At 74.0% G+C, this 21,599-nt stretch carries 19 protein-coding genes and 3 tRNA genes; 12 read left to right on the top strand and 10 right to left on the bottom strand.

Annotation, left to right across the window (positions count from 1 at the left end; all coding sequences use genetic code 11):
- Nucleotides 1-23: 23 nt before the first annotated feature.
- The 3 genes from ACWH4W_RS05555 to ACWH4W_RS05565 form a co-directional block, all read right to left on the bottom strand.
- Nucleotides 24-977, bottom strand: a complete 954-nt coding sequence (locus ACWH4W_RS05555) for an amidohydrolase family protein (protein ID WP_473074691.1) — start codon at nucleotides 975-977, stop codon at nucleotides 24-26.
- 59 nt (nucleotides 978-1,036) lie between these two features.
- Entirely contained in the window at nucleotides 1,037-1,909 is an 873-nt protein-coding gene (locus tag ACWH4W_RS05560) for a DUF2797 domain-containing protein (RefSeq protein WP_473074692.1), read from the bottom strand.
- Between the two features lie 94 nt (nucleotides 1,910-2,003).
- Entirely contained in the window at nucleotides 2,004-2,402 is a 399-nt protein-coding gene (locus ACWH4W_RS05565) for an HGxxPAAW family protein (RefSeq protein ID WP_473074693.1), read from the bottom strand.
- Nucleotides 2,403-2,526: 124 nt separating this feature from the next.
- Between ACWH4W_RS05565 and ACWH4W_RS05570 the strand changes: the two genes are divergently transcribed.
- The 5 genes from ACWH4W_RS05570 to ACWH4W_RS05590 all read left to right on the top strand — a co-directional run bounded on the left by ACWH4W_RS05570 (nucleotide 2,527) and on the right by ACWH4W_RS05590 (nucleotide 6,874).
- A complete protein-coding gene (locus ACWH4W_RS05570) occupies nucleotides 2,527-3,003 on the top strand; it encodes a MarR family transcriptional regulator (RefSeq protein WP_473074694.1) in 477 nt (158 codons plus the stop codon).
- A 92-nt stretch (nucleotides 3,004-3,095) separates the two neighbouring features.
- Complete coding sequence (locus tag ACWH4W_RS05575) at nucleotides 3,096-3,527, top strand: DUF7144 family membrane protein (RefSeq protein WP_473074695.1); 432 nt, start codon at nucleotides 3,096-3,098, stop codon at nucleotides 3,525-3,527.
- Between the two features lie 65 nt (nucleotides 3,528-3,592).
- On the top strand, nucleotides 3,593-4,054 hold the full coding sequence (locus tag ACWH4W_RS05580; RefSeq protein WP_473077426.1) for a potassium channel family protein: 462 nt from the start codon (nucleotides 3,593-3,595) through the stop codon (nucleotides 4,052-4,054).
- 198 nt (nucleotides 4,055-4,252) lie between these two features.
- Complete coding sequence (locus ACWH4W_RS05585) at nucleotides 4,253-5,641, top strand: FAD-binding oxidoreductase (RefSeq protein ID WP_473074696.1); 1,389 nt, start codon at nucleotides 4,253-4,255, stop codon at nucleotides 5,639-5,641.
- Nucleotides 5,642-5,749: 108 nt separating this feature from the next.
- Complete coding sequence (locus tag ACWH4W_RS05590; RefSeq protein WP_473077427.1) at nucleotides 5,750-6,874, top strand: PP2C family protein-serine/threonine phosphatase; 1,125 nt, start codon at nucleotides 5,750-5,752, stop codon at nucleotides 6,872-6,874.
- Nucleotides 6,875-6,924: 50 nt separating this feature from the next.
- On the opposite strand, the gene ACWH4W_RS05595 is transcribed toward ACWH4W_RS05590, so the two are convergent.
- Nucleotides 6,925-6,997 (bottom strand) — tRNA-Arg (locus ACWH4W_RS05595).
- A 200-nt stretch (nucleotides 6,998-7,197) separates the two neighbouring features.
- Nucleotides 7,198-7,288 (bottom strand) — tRNA-Ser (locus tag ACWH4W_RS05600).
- A 178-nt stretch (nucleotides 7,289-7,466) separates the two neighbouring features.
- Between ACWH4W_RS05600 and ACWH4W_RS05605 the strand changes: the two genes are divergently transcribed.
- Both ACWH4W_RS05605 and ACWH4W_RS05610 read left to right on the top strand, forming a co-directional pair.
- Nucleotides 7,467-7,976 (top strand): SSI family serine proteinase inhibitor, encoded by a 510-nt coding sequence (locus ACWH4W_RS05605; protein ID WP_473074697.1) that lies wholly within the window; start codon nucleotides 7,467-7,469, stop codon nucleotides 7,974-7,976.
- 216 nt (nucleotides 7,977-8,192) lie between these two features.
- Nucleotides 8,193-13,181 (top strand): response regulator, encoded by a 4,989-nt coding sequence (locus ACWH4W_RS05610; protein WP_473074698.1) that lies wholly within the window; start codon nucleotides 8,193-8,195, stop codon nucleotides 13,179-13,181.
- A 126-nt stretch (nucleotides 13,182-13,307) separates the two neighbouring features.
- Here the strand turns inward: ACWH4W_RS05610 and ACWH4W_RS05615 are convergent, their stop codons facing one another.
- The 3 genes from ACWH4W_RS05615 to ACWH4W_RS05625 all read right to left on the bottom strand — a co-directional run bounded on the left by ACWH4W_RS05615 (nucleotide 13,308) and on the right by ACWH4W_RS05625 (nucleotide 16,250).
- Complete coding sequence (locus tag ACWH4W_RS05615; RefSeq protein ID WP_473074699.1) at nucleotides 13,308-14,960, bottom strand: long-chain fatty acid--CoA ligase; 1,653 nt, start codon at nucleotides 14,958-14,960, stop codon at nucleotides 13,308-13,310.
- Between the two features lie 144 nt (nucleotides 14,961-15,104).
- Nucleotides 15,105-15,665 carry a SigE family RNA polymerase sigma factor gene (locus ACWH4W_RS05620; protein WP_473074700.1) on the bottom strand — a complete coding sequence of 187 codons (561 nt, stop codon included), beginning with the start codon at nucleotides 15,663-15,665 and terminating at the stop codon, nucleotides 15,105-15,107.
- Between the two features lie 294 nt (nucleotides 15,666-15,959).
- Complete coding sequence (locus tag ACWH4W_RS05625) at nucleotides 15,960-16,250, bottom strand: hypothetical protein (protein ID WP_290002081.1); 291 nt, start codon at nucleotides 16,248-16,250, stop codon at nucleotides 15,960-15,962.
- Nucleotides 16,251-16,606: 356 nt separating this feature from the next.
- On the opposite strand from ACWH4W_RS05625, the gene ACWH4W_RS05630 reads away from it, so the two are divergent.
- From ACWH4W_RS05630 to ACWH4W_RS05650, 5 genes are all read left to right on the top strand, one after another.
- The gene (locus ACWH4W_RS05630; protein WP_473074701.1) at nucleotides 16,607-17,470 is read left to right on the top strand and encodes a bifunctional DNA primase/polymerase; all 864 of its coding nucleotides are present in this window, start codon (nucleotides 16,607-16,609) and stop codon (nucleotides 17,468-17,470) included.
- 100 nt (nucleotides 17,471-17,570) lie between these two features.
- Nucleotides 17,571-18,002: a hypothetical protein gene (locus ACWH4W_RS05635; protein WP_473074702.1), complete on the top strand. Its 432-nt coding sequence runs from the start codon at nucleotides 17,571-17,573 to the stop codon at nucleotides 18,000-18,002.
- Entirely contained in the window at nucleotides 17,999-18,538 is a 540-nt protein-coding gene (locus tag ACWH4W_RS05640; RefSeq protein ID WP_473074703.1) for a DinB family protein, read from the top strand. The genes ACWH4W_RS05635 and ACWH4W_RS05640 overlap by 4 nt, the downstream gene beginning before the upstream one ends.
- A gap of 126 nt (nucleotides 18,539-18,664) precedes the next feature.
- Entirely contained in the window at nucleotides 18,665-18,889 is a 225-nt protein-coding gene (locus ACWH4W_RS05645; RefSeq protein ID WP_473074704.1) for a S1 domain-containing protein, read from the top strand.
- A gap of 299 nt (nucleotides 18,890-19,188) precedes the next feature.
- The gene (locus ACWH4W_RS05650) at nucleotides 19,189-19,482 is read left to right on the top strand and encodes a WGxxGxxG family protein (RefSeq protein ID WP_473074705.1); all 294 of its coding nucleotides are present in this window, start codon (nucleotides 19,189-19,191) and stop codon (nucleotides 19,480-19,482) included.
- A 306-nt stretch (nucleotides 19,483-19,788) separates the two neighbouring features.
- Here ACWH4W_RS05650 and ACWH4W_RS05655 read toward each other — a convergent pair.
- Together ACWH4W_RS05655 and ACWH4W_RS05660 are read right to left on the bottom strand one after the other, a co-directional pair.
- Nucleotides 19,789-19,875, bottom strand: a tRNA-Ser gene (locus ACWH4W_RS05655).
- Nucleotides 19,876-19,939: 64 nt separating this feature from the next.
- Nucleotides 19,940-21,412 (bottom strand): S1C family serine protease, encoded by a 1,473-nt coding sequence (locus tag ACWH4W_RS05660; protein WP_473074706.1) that lies wholly within the window; start codon nucleotides 21,410-21,412, stop codon nucleotides 19,940-19,942.
- Nucleotides 21,413-21,599: the final 187 nt, after the last annotated feature.

Genomic DNA, 21,599 nt, shown 5'->3' on the forward strand with positions numbered 1-21,599 from the left:
CCTGAGAAACGCACAGGGGTTCCTCAGACGGGCTCCTCCGGCGGGGCCGGCAGCCCGAACAGCCGGGCCGCGTTGTCGTGGCACACCGCCCGCAGCCAGTCCTCCCCGAGCCCGAGACCCGCCAGGGCGTCGAGCTGATGAACATAGGGATAGGGGATGTTGGGGAAGTCGGTGCCGAGCAGGACGCGGTCGCCGAGGTCCGCCAGCCGGGGCAGCGCCCGCCGGGGGAACGGCGCCATCCGCTCGCTGAAGCCGGTGAACGCCATGGTGGTGTCGAGGCGGACCTCCCGGTACCGCTCGGCCAGACCCAGGAAGTCCTCGTACTCGGGCATGCCCATGTGCGCCACGACCAGCCGCAGCCGGGGGTGGCGGGCGAGCACGCGGGCGACCGGTCCGGGGCCGGTGTGCTTGCCGGGGGCGGGTCCCGAGCCGCAGTGGACCACCACCGGGACGCCCGCCTCGGCGAGCAGGCCCCAGCAGGGGTCGAGCGCCTCGTCGGCCGGGTCGTACCCGCCGACCTGGACGTGCGCCTTGAAGACGCGCGCCCCGTGCTCGACGGCCTCGCGCACGTAGGCGGCGGCGCCGGGCTCGGGGAAGAACGTCGAGGTGTGCAGGCAGTCGGGGGTGCGGTGGGCGAAGCCGGCGGCCCAGTCGTTCAGCCAGCGGGCCATGCCCGGCTTGTGCGGGTAGAGCATCGCCGTGAAGGCGCGCACCCCGAACGCCCGCAGCAGCGCGGCCCGTTCGCCTTCCTCCTTCCGGTACGTGATCGGCCACTCGATGCCGCCGGTGAGCGGGCCGAGCCCGTCGAAGTACGCCCACACCTTGTGGAGCACCCGCTCCGGCATGAAGTGCGTGTGCACGTCGACGAGGCCGGGCAGGCCGAGCCGCCGCCAGAAGCGCCGGACCCCGGCGGGCTCGTCGCGTGCGTCGGGGACCTCGGGGGGTGGCGGCGGGGTGCTGTCCGGGGGTGCGCTCATGCCGGACACGATCGCCCGCGCGGGCGGGAGCGGTCCAGCCCTCCCCCTTCCTTCACGGCTCAGAAGAGCCCGTCCTGCGCGGTCGCCCGCTCCTTCAGCGCCCTCACCGGCACATCGACCCGGCGTCCCGTGGCCGGCAGCAGCTCCCAGCCGGGCAGCAGACGGGTGTCCAGCACGAGGACGCCCCGGTCGGTCGCCAGGTGCAGATCGGGCCCGGCGGCCGCCACCAGCTCCCCGCTCACCGCTCCCCCGGCGGCCAGCTCGCCGACCTCGCCCACCGGCGGCGGCGCGGCCGCCAGGGCGAACGCCTCCACATGGTCGACCGGACGGAAGGGAGCGGGGACGAGGGACTCCGGCCACTCACCGAGGGCGAGCGCCCGCGCGTGCAGCTCGGCGGTCTCGGCGGCCCGTTCCTCCCCGGTCGCCGGGAGCGCCGCCCGCGCCGCCCGCTTGGCGGCGTAGGGGATGCGGTCCGGGACCCGCAGCGCGGCCCGCAGCAGTTCCTCGGTGCGCCGCGCCGCCATCAGCGGCCCGGTGCCCAGCCAGCTGAAGCAGACCGCCCCCTGCTCCAGCAACCGGGCCGGGCCGCGCCGCTCGGCGGTGATCCCGACCTTGGTCATCCCGGGCCCGAACCACGCCAGGTACACCCGGTACGGCCGGGGGTCGTCCGCGAGCGTGTCGGCGGCCACCGAGTGCGCGCGGTCCAGCCGGGCGCACTCCTCGCAGCGCGGCCCGGTGCTCCGCGCGGACACCCGCGCGGTGAGCGGACACATGTTCCCCCGCGCTCCCACGCAGGTCCGCGCTCCCCCTTCCGCGACCTCGAAGGCCACCCTCTTCCCCCAGGTCAGCGCCGAGCGCCGGCCCCCGTCCCAGATCAGCACGGGACCGTCCGCCGTCCAGCTCAGCCCCGCGCACCGCCATGCCTGTGCCATCCCGGCCGAGCGTAGAGGGGAGCACTGACAGCGACCGGAGCATCAACAGGGCCGCGGACGACGGGACCGCGTCGTACGGGGCGCGGCAGCCGGCTCAGCTCCCGGCGCCCACCGGGTCCGCCGCCTCGACGCGGGCGGCCGGGGCGGCCGGAACCGTCGGCGCCGCGGCCGGCGCGGGTTCACCGACCGGCCCGCCCCTCCGTCCGGCCAGCCGGCACCCCACGCACTCCGCGTGCCCCGCGCGGGCGCCGCTGTCGCGCACCCGCCAGCTCCACTCCTCCCGCGGCCGCGGTCCCGACGCTTTGCCCCACCCGGCGAGATGCAGGGCCCAGGTGACGAGGAGGGCGACCACCTCGACCCCGGCGCCGGCGAGGAGCAGCGGCCCGGAGACGGCGCAGACGCCCACGCCCAGGACGGCCGCCCCGGCGACGGCGATCCCGCAGCCGGTCCATCCGGCGACGGTGTGCCCGTGGTCATATGGGTGCGCGCTCATGTCTGCCCCTTCGCGGCGTCGGCGTTCCTGACGGACGTCGAGACGTCTCCCACCGATGTCTCACGTCCTAAGGAATTTACAACAGAAATCTCTCACGAGCTAAGGGAAATGGGGAAGCCCCGTCATGCACGCCAATCCGCGCCCGCCCGCCACGCAGCAGGAGGCGATGTGGGCGATGGACCGACTGATCGCGTCGCACCTGATCGGCCAGCAGGAGATGGCCCAGGTCATGGGCCTGAACGTCACCGACGTGACCTGCTTCGGCTTCGTCATCGAGGCGGGGGACGACCTCCTCACCGCAGGCGAGCTGGCGGAGCGCGTCCACGTCACCACCGGCGCGATGACCGGCGTCCTCAACCGCCTGGAGCGCGCCGGCTTCATCACCCGCCGCCCCGACCCCGCCGACCGGCGCCGTGTCCGCGTGGCCGCGCGGCCCGACGCGGTGGCCCTGGCGCGCCGCCTGTACGAGCCGTACTACGCGCGCCTCGCCGAGCTCTTCGCGGACTACTCCCCCGAGGAGCTGGCCGTGCTGAACGACTGGTTCACGCGCGCGACCGCACTCGCGGAGACCTTCCGCGAGGAGCGCCGCCGCGAGAGCTGACCGGGGCCCGTCCGCCGAGGTGCCGGGTATCGCCCGCGGTGCCACTCTGAAGGAGATCGAACCGCTCGGGGACCCTCCGGAAGGCCGAGAACATGGTCAGCAATGTCAGCGGTACGAGCCATCACGGGGCGAGCCGGGAGGCCCGGAACACCTGGGCGGCCGGCTGGACGGTCGCCGCGGCGGTCCTGATGCTGTTCGGCGGCATCATGGCGATCTTCGAGGGCATCGCCGCCATCGCCCAGGACGACGTCTTCGTCGCCACCCGGAACTTCACCTACGAGTTCAGCCTGACCGGCTGGGGCTGGGTGCACCTGATCCTCGGCGCCCTGGTGGCCGCCGCCGGCCTGGCGTTGCTCAGGGGGGCCGCGTGGGCCCGGGCCGTGGGCGTGGCCCTGGCCGGGCTGAGCATGATCGCCCACTTCGTGTGGCTGCCCTACCAGCCGGTGTGGTCGATCACTCTCATCGTCATCGACGGCTTCATCATCTGGGCCCTGTGCGCACCCCGCCGCGAGTCCCCGGCGTAGAACGCGCGTCCGCGGGCCGGTCCGGCGTCTGGCCGTGGGCGGCGCAGGCGGCCGGGGTGACCGCGATGGTCACCGCGTACTTCCTGCTGCCGCTGGACCGGCTCGGCCCGCGCCGCCCGGTGCTGAGCTGGGTGCTGTTCGGGGCGGCCCTCGCACTGATCGCCGTCCTGCTGCTGGTCCAGGCCGCCCGGGTGCTGCTGGCCGTCCCGGGCGTCCGTCCGGGGCTGGTCATCCCGCCGCTGATGTGCCTGTCCGTGCTGGTCTTCGCCACCGCCTACCAAGGGCTCGCCCAGCGCCCCGGCGAGCTGGACGGCATCGCCACGCGCCTGGACGCCCTCTACTTCACGCTGGTCACCCTCGCCACCGTCGGGTACGGGGACATCGCCCCGCGCGGGCAGGCCGCGCGTCTGGTCGCGATCCTGCAGATCCTCTACAACTTCGTCTTCCTCACGGCGGCGGCCACCGCACTGACCAGCCACCTGCGCGACTCCCTGCGCCGGCACGGACATCCGGGCCCGCCGACGTGACCCCGCGCCCGCGTCGCGCACCCATGTGACCGGCGTCACACTGAAGGGAGCAGAGTGTTCCCCGGGTCACCCCGGGCTCGCTCTCCCCAGGACCCGGACGAACACCGGCCGCCGAGCCGCCGCTCGGGCGTCGGTTCGTCCGCCCGCGGCCCGCCTCCGGTTCCGCACTGCTCCAAGGGGTGCCCGCTCATGAGCGGCATGGACGCAACCGCACTGGACAATCTGCGCGAGGCCCTGCGAGGTCCCCTCGTGACGCCGCAGGACGCCGGGTACGACGAGACCCGCTCCGTCTACAACGCGATGATCGACCGCCGTCCCGCCGCCGTCGCCCGCTGCACGGGCACGGCGGACGTGCGCACCACGATCGCCTTCGCCCGGCAGACGGGCGCCGACCTGGCCGTGCGCGGCGGCGGACACAGCGGCCCCGGCCTGTGCCTGGTCGACGGCGGTCTCACCCTCGACCTGTCCCTGATGCGCTGGGTCCGGGTCGACCCGGTCAACAGGACGGCCCAGGTGGGCGGGGGCAGCCTGCTCGGCGACCTGGACCACGAGACGCACGCCTTCGGGCTCGGCGTGCCGTCCGGCATCAACTCCACCACCGGCGTGGGCGGCCTCACGCTGGGCGGCGGCCACGGCCACCTGACCCGCACGTACGGTCTGACCATCGACAGCCTGGTCGCGGCGGACGTGGTCCTGGCCGACGGCAGCGTCGTCACCGCCACCGAGAAGGAACACCCGGACCTGCTGTGGGCGCTGCGGGGCGGCGGCGGCAACTTCGGCGTGGTCACGTCGTTCACCTTCCGGCTGCACCCGGTGCACACGGTCGGCGTGGCGGTCACCGTGTGGCCGGTCGAGCGGACCACGGACGTGCTGCGCTGGTACCGGGAGTTCCTGCCCGCGGCGCCCGAGGACCTCAACGGCTTCTTCGCCGTCATGTCCGTCCCGCCCGCCCCGCCCTTCCCCGAGCCGCTCCACGGGCGGAAGGCGTGCGCCGTGGTCTGGTGCTACACCGGCGGCCTGGAGGGCGGACGCCTGGACGAGGTGCTGTCCGTGGTGGAGGACCCGGCCCCGCCGGCCTTCCACTTCGCCACGCCGATGCCGTACCCGGCCCTCCAGACGATGTTCGACGCGCTGGTCCCCAAGGGGCTCCAGTGGTACTGGCGCGGGGACTTCTTCGACGCGGTCCCCGACGAGGCGGTCGCGGTGCACGAGCGGTTCGGGCGGGAGCTGCCGACCGCCCTGTCGACCATGCACCTGTATCCCGTGGACGGAGCGGCCCACGACGTCGCCCCGGGCGAGACGGCCTGGGCCTACCGGGACGCGACGTGGTCCGGCGTCATCGCGGGCATCGACCCCGACCCGGCCGACGCCGGCCTGATCCGCCAGTGGTGCGTCGACTACTGGTCGCAGCTCCACCCGCACTCCATGGGCGGCTCCTACCTCAACTTCCTCGGCGAGGCCGAGGGCCCGGACCGCGTCCGCTCCACCTACCGCGACAACTACGCGCGCCTCAGCGCCGTCAAACGCACCTACGACCCCGACAACCTCTTCCGCGCCAACCAGAACGTCCCGCCGTCCACGGCCTGAGCGACACCGTGCCGGGCGGGCCGCGAACGGACCCGTCCGGTGGCTGCGCGGGAGGACATGCCGAAGACTGGGGCGCACAACGGTACGGAACGACCGGGGGCCGTGGGGATGCAGCGATACCAGCGCGGGAGGGACTCGAGGCGTCTCGCCTGGGCCCGCCGCCTGCCGGCCGCCGTGCTGATCGTCGCGGTCCTCGCCGACCTCGTCTGGCCGCCGTTCAACACCTTCCCGCTCCTGGCGACCGTCTCGGTGATCGCGGCGCCGATGTTCTCCCTGCCCCGGACGGTCGCCAGCGGCGCGGCGGCCTGCCTGGCCGGCTGGCTCCTGTCCTTCCGCGAGAACCAGGAGGTGGACACCAGGGCGAACGTCATCGGCTTCACGACCCTCATCACCCTGACCGTCGTCGCGGCGTTCCTCAACCGGATGTTCGCCCGCGAACGGGAGCAGCTGCGCACGTCACGTCAGGTGGCGGAGGCCGTCCAGCGCGCCATGCTGCCCGCCGTGCCGGAGCGGGTCCGCGGGCTGGCCGTGGCCACCCGGTACCAGGCCGCCCAGGAGGAGGCCCTGATCGGCGGCGACCTGTACGCGGCCCACGAGACGTCCCACGGGCTGCGCATGGTGATCGGTGACGTCCGCGGCAAGGGCACGCAGGCGTTCACGCTGGTCAACACCCTCCTGGGCGCCTTCCACGCGGCGGCCCCGCACCTGCCGGACCTGCCCGCGGTCGTCCGGGCCGCGGAGGCGCAGGTGCAGGACGCCAAGGCCCGGGAGCGGGACGCCCCCTTCGAGGACTTCGTCACCGCCGTCTTCGTCGAGATCCTCCCCGGCCGGTCCGCGCTCCGCGTGGCGAACCGGGGGCACCCGGCGCCGCTGTTGGTCCACGGGGGCGAGGTGAAGGCGCTGGAGCCGAGGGACCCCTCACTGCCGCTGGGGCTGGGCGACCTGGCCGGCCCCGTCGTCCCGGTGGACCGGTACGACCTGCCTCCCGGCGCCACGGTGGTGCTGTTCACCGACGGCATCATCGAGGCCCGCGACCGCGACGGCACCTTCTTCGATCCCGTCCCCCCACTCACCTGCTCCCTGCCCCCGGACCCCGGAGCCGTGCTGGACGCCATGCTGGCCGCCCTGTTCCGGCACACCGACGAACTCGACGACGACGCGGCGGCCCTGGCCGTCACCCGCCTTCCGGACGAGGACGCGGCCGAGGAGAGCTCCGCCGCCGCACACCGCTGAAACGCTGAAACGCCAGAGGCCCCGGATCTCTCCGGGGCCCCTGGTCTGTGTGCACTCGGCAGGATTCGAACCTGCAACCTTCTGATCCGTAGTCAGATGCTCTATCCGTTAAGCTACGAGTGCTTGTCTCTTCATTTGTCTCGCCGCTCCCGGCCCTTTCGGCCCGCTCGCGGCGACAGGAAGAACATTACATGACTGCCGCCGCCATGTGAAATCCGATTGCCCTACCCCTTGTGACCTGCGAAAACACGGACATCCGGGGGTCGGTACGGCGCGGGAACGACGAAGCCCCGGCCGCTGGGGCCGGGGCTTCGTGTGCGGGGCGGAGGCGGAGGGATTTGAACCCTCGATGGGCTTTAAGGCCCAAACCGCATTAGCAGTGCGGCGCCATAGACCGGACTAGGCGACGCCTCCCTGCACAACCCGTTGCGCGCGAGCGCGAGCGGATGGTGCCTGCCGATGATGACACAACCGCGTGGGGTGTCACCAATCGCCCCCCACGGTACTAGGCGGGGAGCCCGCAGGGCAAAGCCCTTACGACCGGCACGCCGTCGTGGCGCAACGTCCCGCGCTCCGGCGCGTTGATCACGGCATGACCGCTCTGCTCCCCTTCCCTTCCTCCTCCGCATCGCCCTCCACCGCTCCCCCGTCCCCGCGGCGGCGGTTCCTCGCCGGGGGCGCCGCCCTCGTCGCGGTCCTCGCCTCGCTCGCCGCGCTCCCCTCCCCGGCACGGGCAGGGGAGCCGGTGCCGGACGGGGACCGGCTCACCGTCACCGTGCGGGACGCGGGCGGCGGGACGGACGGGACGTACGAGGTGCGGTGCCGGCCGAGCGGCGGGACGCACCCCGACCCCGACGGGGCCTGCGCGGCCGTCCAGCGGCAGACCCGGTGGGGGCGGGACGCCTTCGCGCCGGCGCCGCGGGACGCCGTGTGCACCCTGCAGTACGGCGGTCCCGCCACCGCCCGGGTCACCGGCACCTGGTCCGGCCGCCGCGTCGACGCGACGTACGACCGTACGAACGGGTGCGCGATCGCGCGCTGGGACCGGCTCGTGCCGCTGCTGCCCGAGGTGGGCCGGGCGGCGGGGGCGCGGGGGGCGTGAAGGTCCCGCGAAGCTTCGCGGTGCGTCGGCCCAGGCAGGCGCGGTTCCGGACGTACCGGACGTCACATCACCGTCACCTCGCGGTGCGATGTGCGTCCCATCCGGCACCTCCGGCGCACCCCCAGCCCTTAGACTCCCTCCCGTGACACGTTGCGGGCCGGTTGGCAAGATGGCCCGAGCGGTCGGCACGTCGCGGTAACAGGGAGGAAGCGTCTCGTGAGCAGCAGGCCATCCCGAGGCGCTGCTCGCCTCGCAGCCATACTGGACGCGCTTCCCGACGCCCTGGTGCTGGTCAACGCCAACGGGACCGTCGTCAACGCCAACACCATCGCCCTCGAGGCCTTCGAGGCGCCGGGCACCGCCCTGGTGGGGCGCGGGCTGCTGGACCTGCTGCCGCAGTTCGACAGCAAGCTCATCCCCGGCTCCATGCGGCGGCCCGACCACATCGACCCCCGCGGACGCACCAAGCCGACCCGGATGATCGCCCGGCGGACCGACGGGACCGAGTTCCCCGTCGAGGTCACCAGCGCGAACCTGGAGAACAACCAGCAGACCTACGACAGTTACGGCTACACCGACGACGAGCTGCTGATGCTCGTCGTCCGGGACCTCTCCGGCACCGTCGACACCGAGGCCGAGCTCGCCCGGTCGCAGCGGCAGACGGAGATGATCCTGCGGGCCGCCTCCGAGGGCGTCGTCGGCACCGACACCGACGGGCGGATCGTCCTGGTCAACCCGGCCGCCGCCCAGATCCTCGGCTACCGGGCCGGCGAGCTCGGCGGCCGCGAGCTGCACACCCTCGTGCTGCACTCGCGCGCCGACGGTTCCCCCTTCCCCTACTCCGAGTCCCCGCTCGCCGACACCCTGCGCTCCGGCCGCAAGCACCGCGTGCGCGGCCAGGTCCTCTACGCCAAGAACGGCGACAAGCTGCCGGTCGACCTGACCACCGCCCCGGTGCGCGACGGCGACCAGCTCGTCGGCGCGGTCATGACGTTCCTCGACCGCCGCCCCTACGACGCGCTGGTCAAGGAGAAGGAGGCCGCCGAGCGGAAGCACGCGGAGGAGCTGGAACGGCTCGCCGAGGAGCACGGCTCCGAGCTGACCGCCCTGCGCCAGAGCCACGTCACCGAGATGGAGGAGCTCCGCGAGGAGCACGCGGAGGAACTCGCCGCCCACGAGGAGCGGTACGCCGCCCTCGGCGAACGCGAGAAGGACCGCTACGAGGCCCTCGCCGCCCGGCACGAACAGCTCCTCACCCTCCTCGGCCGCTCCCTGCGCGGCCCGCTCGACGAACTGCGCCGCGAACTGTCCGCGCTGGCCGCCGACGACGCGGGGCAGCTGTGGCCCGAGGCCAACCAGGTGCTCCACCACCTGTCCGCCGGCTACTCCCGCATCACCACCCTGATCGACAACGTCCTCGGCTACCAGCGGCTCGACGCCGGCGCCGAGCGGATAGCCCGCACGAAGGTGATGCTCGACGCGGTCGTCGCGGCCGGTGTCGACGGGGCCGTGGAGCTGATCGGCCCGGGCCGCGTGCAGTTCGCGGTGCACGCGCCGCCCCTCGAGGCCGAGGTGGACCCGCGGCTGCTCGCGACCGCCCTCGCCCACCTGGTCGCCGACGTCGCGGGCGTCGACGCGACCGGCAACACGCCCCTGTCGGCGGGCGGTTACCTGGACAACACGGTCGTCGTCGCGGCGGCCCAGCGCGGCGAGGTCGTCCGCATCGAGGTCCGCGGCCCGTACGGCGGCGGCGACCCGGTGCACGAGCCGATCGTGCGCGGGATCGTCCGGGCGCACGGCGGAGTGCTCCAGACGCACGAGGTGCCGGGGATGAGCGGCAGCGCGTTCGTCCTCGAGGTGCCGATCGGGGGCGGGGCGGGGGCCGTGGCGGCCTTCACCGCGCCGCAGGACGCGGTGGCGCAGGCCGGGGAGGCGCAGGCCGAGGGTGCGCAGGCCGGGGAGGCGCAGGCCGAGGGTGCGCAGGCCGAGGGGGCCGCCGCTCACGCCGAGCCCGCGCCGAGCGGTGGACGGCGCCGGGCGCGGCGCTCGTCCGTCGACGCCTTCCTGGAGAGTGACGTGCCGGGCGGCGGCAGCGGCGACGGTGAGACTCCCGCCGCTCCCGCCACGGAGGCACCGCAGCCCACCGGGCGGCGGAGGCGGCGTGCGGCTTCTCCCGGGGAGCCCGCGCAGGCGCAGTTGCCGGCGCAGGTGTCCGGTGAGGGCGCGGCCGTGTCCGGCGGAACGGGGCGGCGGCGGGGCCGACCGGCCGAGGACGCGGCGGGTGCGACCGGCGCCGAGGTGGAGCTCGCCGGTGCGGGGGTGTCCGAGGGCTCCGTCGTCACCGCCGCCGAGCACGCGGCGGGCGCCGCGGCCTCCAACACGGGGCTGGGCGGGACCGTTCCGCCGCAGGGTGTGCCCGCGCCGTCCGGGCGTCGGGCCCGGCGCGCGGCCGGTGAGCAGCAGGCGCTCGCGCCCGCGCTGCCCATGGCCTCCGAGACGAACGGCGCGTCCGGCGCGGCGCAGGGCGAGGTCGCCGTGCACGTTCCGGCGCAGGGCGCGGGCCCTGACCAGCCGCAGCCGACCGGACGGCGCCGGCGTGCGCTGGCCGCCGCGAACGAGCGCGCGGCGGCGCAGGAGGCGGCGCCCCGTACGGTGTTCGCGCTGCCGCCGGCGGGGGCGGACCAGGACGAGCAGCCTGGTCAGGCAGGGCAGGCCGAGGTCGTGGGACAGGCCGGTCAGGCCGCGGTCGTGGGACAGGTACCTCCGGCGGGGGTTCCGGTTCCGAGGCAGGCTCCGCAGTCACCCGTGGCGCCGGGTCAGGTACCGGGCGGCCAGGAAGTTCCGGGTGCTCAGACGGCTGGGCATGCGGCGCCGGGTGCCGTACCGAGCGGGCACGCTCCGCAGCCGGTCGCTCCGGGTGCGCAGCCTGTCGCTCCGGCCGCCGCGCAGGACGTGGCTTCGGCAGCCGCGCAGGTCGTGCCTCCGGCCGACGGGCAGGCCGTGGCACCGGCCGCTCCGCAGGGGACGGCTCCGGCCGCCGGGCAGGCCGTGCCTCCGAACGGGCAGGCAGCGCCGTCCGCTCCGCAGGCCGTTCCTCCGCAGGCCGCAGCGCCCGCGCCGCAAGCCGCTGGGCCGAACCTCCAGCCGGTCGGCCCGAACGCGCAGCCCGTACCTCCGCACGCACAGGGCGCAGGACCCGCGCCCCAGCCCGCCGCGCCGAGCCTTCAGCCGGTCGGCCCGAATCCGCAGGTTCCGCAGCCGATCCCGCCGAACCCGCCGAACCCGCCGAACCAGCAGGCCGCGGCGTCCGCGCCTCAGGCCGCCGGACCCGACCCGCAGCCCGTCGGGTCCGACGCGCAGACCCCGCAGGCCCCTGTCCCGCAGGCCCCGCAGCCCGTACCGCCGGCCCCGCGGGCCCCACGACCGGCCGGCGCCGCTGTTCAGGCGCCCCAGCCCGGTGTTCCGGCACCGCAGGCTCCCGCGCGGCCCGCCCCGGCTCCCGCGCCGCAGGGTGCCGCGGCCGACGTCGGCCGGCATGACGCCGTGCCGTTGGACCAGTCCGAGGACCACACCCCGCCGCAGCCGCACCCCACCAGCGCGCCCACGGGCCGCCGTCGCCGTGCGGTCGTTCCGCCGTCCGAGGCCGCGCAGGCGCCCGGCGCTTCCGAGCAGTGGGGGGCGGTGCCCCCGCAGGGCGCGCCCGCCTCGGCCCCGCTCCCGCCGGCCCAGCCGCTGCCCGCCGAGGCGCCGCCCGCGCAGGCCGCGCCGAACGCGGCCACCCCGCCCGCCGGGTCTCCGGCCCCGCAGCAGTGGCCCGCCGCGGGTGACACCTCCGGCGCCGGCGTGCCCGTACCGAACGCGCCGCAGCCCACGCCGTCGGGCGGCACCCCGCTGCCGCCCGAGGGCGCGCCCGCGCCGGACCGGCGGGCCGCCCAGCCGCTGCCCGCCGAGGCCGCCGCGCCGGTGGACCCGAACTCGACGCAGGGGCGTGCCATCAGCGTGCGGACGCTGGGGCAGGGCGTGCCGTTCAACCGGCAGTCCGCCCAGGTGCAGCAGCCGCCGGCGTCGGCCACGCCGCCCCCGCACCAGCCGGGCGGCTCCGGTCGCCGCCGCAAGCTCGGCACCCGCAACGACCAGGCCGCCGCGAGCGGTCAGCCACCCGCCGCCGCGCAGGCGCCCGGCGCCCCCCAGGGCGCCCGCCCACACCCTCCGGCCGAACCCGCGCCGCCCGTCGGCCAGACGCCCGCACCGCAGCAGGACCGCGCCCCGGCCGCCGCCCTCGCCCAGCCTCCGGCGCAGCCCACGCCGACGCCGTCCGGGCAGTCCCGGATCGCGCCGGCCGCCGAGGCCGTCGGCCGTTCCTACGCGATAGGGGCGCCGGACGCGGACGCCGCCGAGGGTCCCGAGCCGCTGGACGGCCCGGGCGGGGCCGTGGAGGTGGCGGACCCGCCGCGTCCGCAGCCGATGGACGACGAACTGCCGCCGGAGCCGCTGGACAACCCGCGTCGGCTGCTGGTGTGGCCCGCGCCGGACGTGTCGACGCAGCAGGCGTTGAGCGACCGCGGTTACCGCCCGGTGATCGTGCACTCCCGTGAGGAGGTCGACGCGCAGATCGCGGCCTTCCCGGCGGCGCTGTTCGTCGACCCGCTGACCGGGCCGATCACGCGCACCGCCCTGCAGTCGCTGCGTCAGGCGGCGGGCGCGGCCGAGGTGCCGGTGCTGGTCACGGCCGGACTCGGGCAGGCCTCCCGCGACGCCGCGTACGGTGCCGACCCGGCGGTGCTGCTGAAGGCGCTCGCGCCGCGCGACAGCGAGCAGCACCCGCCGCGGGTCCTGCTGATCGAGGAGCACGCGGAGATCGCGCTGGCCCTGACCGGCACGCTGGAACGGCGCGGGATGCAGGTCGCGCGGGCCGCGAGCGACGCCGACGCGGTGGTGCTGGCGGGGCAGTTCCGGCCGAACCTGGTGGTGATGGACCTGATGCGGGTGCACCGCCAGGCCGGGCAGGCCGGGATCATCGACTGGCTGCGGGCGAACGGACAGCTCACCCGCACCCCGCTGGTCGTCTACACGGCCGCCGTCGACGCGGCGGACCTGCCCCGGCTGGCCTCCGGCGAGACGGTGCTGTTCCTCGCGGAGCGGTCCACCAGCGTCGAGGTGCAGGAGCGGATCGTCGACCTGCTGTCGCGGATCGGCACCAACTGACCGCCCGCGCGCGGGCCGTGAGCGGAAGCAGCGACGCGCGGGCCGTGAGGGCGAACGGCGGCGCGCCGGGCGGTGGGCGCGGGTGTCGTGCTCACCGCCCGGCGCGTGACCGGGTCCGGACCTCGGTCAGATCTGCGTGACGTCCAGCGTGCCCTCGGCGTACCGCCGACGCAGCACCTTCTTGTCGAACTTGCCGACGCTGGTCTTCGGCACCGACTCGATCACCGTCCAGCGCTCCGGCAGCTGCCACTTGGCGATCTTCCCCTCCTCCTGGAGGAAGTCGCGCAGGGTGGTGAAGTCGGCGGTGGCGCCCTCCTTGAGGACGACCGTGGCCAGCGGGCGCTCGCCCCACTTGTCGTCGGGGACGGCGACCACGGCGGCCTCGGCGACGTCCGGGTGCGCCATGAGCGCGTTCTCCAGCTCCACCGAGGAGATCCACTCGCCGCCGGACTTGATGACGTCCTTGGCGCGGTCGGTCAGGGTGAGGAAACCGTCCGGGCTGATGGTGCCGACGTCGCCGGTCTTGAGCCAGCCGTCCTCGCTGAACTTGTCGGCTGGGCGCAGCAGTTCGGCGTCGGGGCCGTTGTAGTAGGCGCCCGCGATCCACGGGCCGCGCACCTCCAGCTCGCCCGCGGACTCGCCGTCCCAGGGGAGGCGTTCGCCGCCGGGGCCGGTGAGGCGGGCCTCGACGCCGGCCGGGAAGCGGCCCTGGGTCAGCCGGTAGGCGAACTCCTCGTCGGTGCCCACGGCGTGGGCCGGCGGGCGGGCGATCGTGCCGAGCGGGGAGGTCTCCGTCATGCCCCAGGCGTGGCAGACCCGCATGCCCAGCTTGTCGAACGCCTCCATCAGCGAGGGCGGGCAGGCGGAGCCGCCGATGGTGACCTGGGTGAGGGAGGAGACGTCGCGGGGGCGGGCGGTGAGCTCGGCGAGCAGCCCCTGCCAGATGGTGGGGACGGCGGCGGCGTGGGTCGGCTTCTCGCCCTCGATCATCTCGGCGAGCGGGACGGGCTGGAGGAAGCGGTCCGGCATCAGCATGTTGACGCCGGTCATGAACGTGGCGTGCGGCAGGCCCCAGGCGTTCACGTGGAACTGCGGGACGACGACCAGGGAGGTGTCCTGGTCGGTCAGGCCCATCGACTGGGTCATGTTCACCTGCATCGAGTGCAGGTAGATCGAACGGTGGCTGTAGACCACGCCCTTGGGGTCGCCGGTGGTGCCGGAGGTGTAGCACATGGCGGCGGCGGCCCGCTCGTCCAGCTCCGGCCAGTCGTAGGCGACGGGCTGCCCGGCGAGCAGTTCCTCGTACTCGTGCACCCGGACGTGGGTGTCGGCCAGGGGGGTGCGGTCGCCGGGGCCGGAGACGACGACGTGCTCGACGGTCTTGAGGTGCGGCAGCAACGGGGCGATCAGCGGGATCAGCGAGCCGTTGACGATGACCACGCGGTCGGCGGCGTGGTTGACGATCCACGCGAGCTGCTCGGCCGGCAGACGGAGGTTGAGAGTGTGGAGCACGGCGCCCATGGAGGGGATCGCGAAGTACGCCTCGACGTGCTCGGCGTTGTTCCACATCAGGGTGGCGACCCGCTCGTCGCCGGTGACCCCGAGGTCCTCGCGCAGGGCGTGCGCCAGCTGGGCCGCCCGGGCGCCGATCTCCGCGTAGGAACGACGCTGTGCTCCCTCGCCGGTCCAGGTGATCACCTGCGAAGTGCCGTGGATCGTCGACCCGTGGGTCAGGATCCTCGAGATCAGCAGCGGTACGTCCTGCATGGTGCTCAGCACGGCGTCCTCCTGGGCGACATTGCCTGGCGTCGGTACGGGTTGCGCTGATTCTGCGCACATACCGCGCGGTATGTCACTAGGGGAGCGGATGATCGATCACGCTCCGGCGGACGACGCCCCCCGTCAGATTCCGCTCATTCCTCCTCAATTCCTCACAAGTCCCAGCTCGACGTCCTCCCGGAGCTTGCCGAGCGCCCGTGACACGGCGGACTTCACCGTCCCGACCGAGACGCCGAGCACCTCCGCCGTCTGGGCCTCGCTGAGATCCTCGTAGTACCGCAGTACGACCATCGCCCGCTGACGGGCCGGCAGCCGCATGACCGCCCGCCACATCGCGTCGCGCAGGGCCTGCTGCTCGGCGGGGTCGTCGCGGCCCGGCACCGGGTCCGGCTCGGGCAGCTCGTCGCAGGCGAACTCGTCGACCTTGCGCTTGCGCCACTGCGAGGTGCGCGTGTTCACCAGCGCCCGGCGGACGTAGCCGTCCAGCGCCCGGTGGTCCTCTATCCGCTCCCAGGCGACGTACGTCTTGGCGAGCGCGGTCTGCAGCAGGTCCTCCGCGTCGCTGGGGTTTCCGGTCAGCGACCGGGCGGTCCGCAGGAGCACCGGCTGGCGGGCCCTCATGTACGACGAGAACGACGCGTACGGGAGGGTCTGCCTCGCCGGGGCGGCGGCGTTCGAAGCGCTGGTGCAGACGGGTGTGGTCATGTCTCCCACGCTATGAGCGGGGCCCGCCCGGCGGATCGGCCGCAGGTCCCGAAGCCGGATCCCCCTCAGGTTGTAGGGGTGGGGCCCGCCGCACCTCCTGTAGGTGGACGAGCGGATGAGGGACCCTGCGGGTCGCCCCCGAGGACCGGCGCCCGGCGCGGCGGCGCCGCAGCGCCGCCGCACGGACGTCCTCCCCCCCCTGCTCTCCCGCCCCCTTCTTCCCCCTCTTCCTGCCCCCTGCTTTCCCCTCTCTCCGCCCCCTTCTCCCCCCTTGTCCCCTCCCCTCCTCCTCCGTCAGAGCGCCGGCCACCAGAAGGGGGAGAAGCTGATGGCCACGTTGTCCTCGCCCTGGTTGACGCTCGTGAACGCGGAGCCGTTGACCTGGGCGGTATTGCTCTCGTTCTCGGCCCCGGATCCGGTGGCCTGCTGCTGCGTGGTGGCGGAGGTGCCGAAGTTGTCGCCGCCGACTCCGGTACCGAGGGCGCCGACGCCGTTGTCCGCCGTCGCGACTCCCGCGAAGAGGGCGGCCGCGAGCGGGAGCGCGGAGACGGCGGCGATGACGCGGGCGGTACGGATGCTTGCCATGTTGTGTTCCCTCCAGAACCAAGGACGCACCGGATCGAAGGCCGTCCATGCGTGAACTACGGCTTCCACCAGGGAAGTAGGCCCCCGCCCTGGCGCTGTGCACGACGTCGCAAGATCAGGATTGCCCAGCGGACCCCGCTGAACCACCCCGGAAACCGTGATTCGCACGCAAGCGTGACAACCCGCCGATAAACCCCGACTCGACCCTGATGTGCACCCCCCTCGCCACTGAGCGGCGCCGACCCCGGCCCCCCACGAGAGGAAGCGTTTCAGCGCCACGCCGATCCACCCCCGCACCCTGGGCGCGCCACCCCTCCCCCCTTCCCTTCTTCGAACACCTGTACGAACATAGGAGCATGGCCACCACCGACCGGCAGGCCACGACGCTGGCCCTCGCACACGCCCTGTCAGCCGCCGAACGCGGACTGGCCGTCATCCCGCTGTCCCGCTCCAAGCTCCCGGCCCTGCGCTCCCCCCACCGCGACGACCCGGCCCACCCGCCCTGCCACGGCGAGTGCGGCCGCTTCGGCCACGGCGTGTACGACGCCACCACCGACCCGGCGCGGATCCGCGCCCTGTTCGCCGCCGCGCCCCGCGCGGCCGGCTACGGCATCGCCTGCGGTCTGCCCCCGTACCACCTCATCGGCGTCGACCTGGACACGAAGAACGGCACCGACCCCGGCGCCGCCCTCCGAACCCTCGCCTCCCGGCACGGCTTCACCGTCCCGCCCACGGTGGTCGTCCTCACTCCGAGCGGCGGCCGCCACCTCTGGCTGAGCGGCCCGCCCGACGTCGTCGTCCCCAACTCCGCCGGCCGCCTCGCCCCCGGCATCGACATCCGGGGCGCCGGCGGCTATCTCGTCGGCCCCGGCTCCCGTACGGAACGCGGCACGTACCGGGCCGCGCCCGGCACCGCGCACCTGGCGCCCGCGCCCTGCCCGCCGGCCCTGCTGCGCCTGCTTCTGCCGCCGCCCCGCGCACACCACCCCACACCGCCGTCCGCCGTCGGCGGACACGGCCGAGGCCTGGTGCAGTTCGTGCTCGGGGCGCACGAGGGCCAGCGCAACACCCGTCTGTTCTGGGCGGCCTGCCGCGCCTACGAGGGCGGCCTCGCCCCCGAGCTGGTGCAGCCCCTCGTCGACGCGGCCCGCGCCACGGGCCTGTCCGAACGCGAGGCCCGCGCGACGATCGCGTCGGCCGCCCGCATGACCGGCCGCTGAAGCCGCGGCGCCGTCCGCCCGCATCCCGCTCCCGCCCGCACCCGCGCACGCGCCCGAAAATCGAAAGACCCGCATGCACCAGCGCCTTAAAGTGCCGACCATGGCACTCTCCCGCGTCGTCCTCGCCTCGGGCCGCCCGGTCGACCTGGCCGAGCTGCGCCTGTCGGCGACGTACGGGAACGTGCTCGAGGGATACCCGTGCAGGCCGCTGAACGACCTCGTGATCGCCAGGCTGCTCCGGTCCGCCGAACGCGTGCACCCGGGCGCCCCGGTGCACCTGATCCCGCCGCCGCGCGAGTATCCCGACCAGTACGCGGGCGGCTTCGGCCCGGTGGAGGTGCTGCCCGCCGTGACCTGCGTCGGCAGCTTCCGCTCCGAGGCCCTCGACCCCGGCCATGACCGCGCCCTGTACCGCTCCCGCCTCACCGTGGTCTGGTTCCAGCCGACACCGCGCGTCCCCTCGGGCTGCGACGCGGAGACGGCTCTGCTGGACATGGACTGGGAGCGACTCGCCACCGATGAGGAACTGTGACCACGACCGCCCCCAGCGCCGCCGGCCGGATCGATCTGATCCGCCGGCAGTTCGACCTGATCTGGTCCCTGTTCGAGTACCACCTGGAACGCCTGGAACCGGAGGACTTCCTCTGGGAGCCCGCCCCGCTCTGCCGGACGGTACGCCGGTCCCCCGAGGGCACCTGGGTCCCCGACTGGGCGGACACGGAGCCGGACCCCGTTCCGGTGCCCACCGTCGCGTGGGTGAGCTGGCACATCGGCTGGTGGTGGAGCGTGACGCTGGACCACGCCCGCGGGGTCCGCCCGCGCGAGCGGACCGACATCGTGTGGCCCGGCGAGGGCGAGCCCACGGTCGCCTGGCTCCGCTCCCTGCGCACGGAGTGGCTCGCCTGTCTCGACACCCTCACGGACACCGACCTGGACGCCGCGGCTCCCTTCCCCTGGCCCGGCGACCCGGCCCACACGAAGGCGCACATGCTCGCGTGGGTGAACGCGGAACTGATGAAGAACGTGGCGGAGATCGGCCAGCTCCGCATGGTGCGGGCGGCGTCATGACCGATGCCGACGCCGCCACGCCCGGGGCGTTCCCCAGGCCGGCAGCTGAACCAGCCGCGAATGATCGCAGCTTCCCAAGCTGAGATCCCCGGTACGCCGGCGCAGACGGGGCCGTAAGGTCCCCCCATGGTGGCTGCGACCGTCCGCGAGTGGCACGACGAGGAAGGGTGGGGCGTGCTCGACTGCCCGGAGACACCCGGCGGGTGTTGGGGCCACTTCTCCCATATCCAGATGGAGGGCTACCGATCGCTGTCGCCGGGACAGCAAGTAGACCTCCAGTGGGAAGCCCCTGGCTTCAAGCAGGACGGGTACGACTACCGGGCGGTGAACATCGTGCCTCGGCCAGCCTGACATCCACACCTGACGTCAACGGACCGAACGTCAGCCTCAGCCGAGGTGAGCCCACGGTCCGCTGGTTCCCTCCTTCGGGATCCGCGGTGTGCGGGTCGGCGGCGGACGGGGCGAGCGGTGGGCGAGGGCGCTCCACCAGGTCACCCATTCGGCCGTATGGCCCCTCCTGGCGCAAGGCCCGGCAGAAGGGCTCCACCGCACTTCAGCAGGGGCTGTGGCGCCTGCCCGGGTTGCGCGCCCCTCCGGAGTCATGCGCTATGGGACCAAGGCCCGTCTTAGGGGTCACCCAAGGAGGAACTATGCGTCGCACGACTGTCGGTGCTCTCCTGACCGCCGCTCTCCTCGCGGGACCCGCTGCGGCCACCGCAGAAGCGCAGACACCGGTGGCGGCCCAGGCAGCCACCGTGCAGGCCGCCCAGAGTCAAGCGCAGGATGACGACAACAAGGACGATGACAATGGAGGGTGGGGCCTCTGGGGTCTCGCCGGCCTTCTGGGTCTGCTCGGTCTCATCCCCCGTCGGCGTAAAACACACGACACGGGAACCCGTCGCGGCACGGGGACCGGTGGCGCGCACCCGAATGATCGTCTCTGAGCCGGACGCCCGTCAGGACTGTGTCCCCCTGGCCGACATCAGTCCCTGACGCCACCAGGGGCGAACCGAGCCGATTGACGGCGCACCTCTGTGCACCGCCCTCACCAGCGTGGTTCAGGCCGAGCGGCGTCGACCCGCCCCCGTGACGGACTCGACAAGGACGAGGCCGCATCTCAGGTCCCGTGCCCCACTCGTGCCCGATTGAGCGGGGAACCGCGGGGAACGGCGGAAAGTCCCGGAGTCCGGGCAAGCGAACGGCCCCCGACCGTCAACCCGGGTCAGGGGCCGTTCTCACTGCTCCTCGCGCGGAGGCGGTGGGATTTGAACCCACGGTGACATCGCTGCCACGACGGTTTTCAAGACCGTTCCCTTCGGCCGCTCGGGCACGCCTCCCCGCGCCGGCCGGTGATCGGCGGCGCGGGGACAAGGGTAACGGGTTCGGGGGTGACGGGTGGGGTCAGCTGTCGCCCACGCGGGAACCCAGGGTGAGTTCCGTGGTGTGCTCCCTGCCGCCGCGTTCGTAGGTGATCGTGACCTCGTCGCCGGGCTTGTGGGTCCAGATCTCGCCGATCAGGGTGGGGCCGGAGTCGATGACCCGGTCGTCGAGCTTGGTGATGACGTCGCCGGGCTTCAGGCCGGCCTTGTCGGCGGGGCCGCCCGGGTCGACGGGCTCGGTGCCGCCCACGCCCTGCTCGGTGATCTTCGCGCCGTTGGTGGTGTCCTCCAGGGAGACCGACGCGCCGATCTTGGCGTACACCGGCTTGCCGGTCTTGATCAGTTCCTGGGCGACGTACTTGGCCTGGTTGATCGGGATGGCGAAGCCGAGGCCGATCGAGCCGGCCTGGCCCGTGCCGAAGCCGCCGTTGCTGGTCGACTGGATCGCGGAGTTGATGCCGATCACGTTGCCCTGCGCGTCCAGCAGCGGGCCGCCGGAGTTGCCCGGGTTGATGGACGCGTCGGTCTGCAGGGCGCTCATGTAGGAGGCCTTGCTGCCACTGCCGTCGCTGGAGGCCACCGGGCGGTTCTTCGCGCTGATGATGCCCGTGGTCACCGTGTTCGACAGGCCGAACGGCGCGCCGATGGCGATGGTCGAGTCGCCGACCGCCACGTCGTCGGAGTTGCCCAGGGTGAGCGGCTTGAGGTCCGACGGCGCCTTCTTCAGCTTGATGACGGCGACGTCGTACCCCTGCGCGTTGCCGACGACCTCGGCCTCGTACTTCTTGCCGTCGGGGAAGGTCGCCGAGAGGTTGCCGCCGTCGACGGCGTCCGCCACCACGTGGTTGTTGGTGACGATGTGGCCCTGCTTGTCGAAGACGAAACCCGTGCCCGTGCCGCCCTCGCCGCTGCTGCTCGCGGCCTCGATCGTGACCGTGCTGGGCAGCGCCGTCGCAGCGACCGCGGCGACCGTGCCCGGGTCCCGCTTGACGTTGCCGCCGCTGGTGGTCGACGAGACGGTCGTCGAACCGCCGCCGTCGTTCTCCCGGGCCAGCGTGTAGCCGAGGCCGCCGCCCAGGCCGCCCGCGGCCAGCGCGGCCACCAGCACCGCGGCGACCAGGCCGCCGCGCCCGCGGCCGTTCTTCGGCGCGGGCTGCTGGTACGTGGAGCCCCAGCCGGCGCCCCAGCCGCCACCGCCCTGACCCGCGACACCACCGCCCTGACCCGCGGCGCCGTGTCCGACACCACCGTCGTCGCCGTACGCCGGGGTGGACGGCGGCGGGGGCGGCGGCCAGGAGGGGTCGGGGGCGGAGGACGACTCGCCGGCGCCCGCGTCCTGGCGCGCCTGGGGGGCGGGCGGGCCGTAGGGACTACCGGCCGCCGGAGCCGACCCCGGGTGTGCGCCCTGGGGTGCGGAAGCAGCGGGAGCATCCGCCGGGGGCGGCGGAGCCGACGGGGCCGGGGGTACCGCGGTGCCCTCGTTCTCGGTGCTCACAGCTTCTCTCCTCGATCCACGGCTTCTCTGGTCTCGGTCGCACTCGGGCCCGCATGTCACGCGCGCCTGGCGTCCGGCGCGATGCAGATGGAGCTGTGCACGTCTCTTTGTATGACGTCAGCTTTTCCCACACGCCGTCAGGGCACCGTAAGCCGTTCCTGTGGTTCCGGGGCCATTCTTTATATAG

The sequence above is a fragment of the Streptomyces sp. DSM 120436 genome (assembly GCF_055778765.1).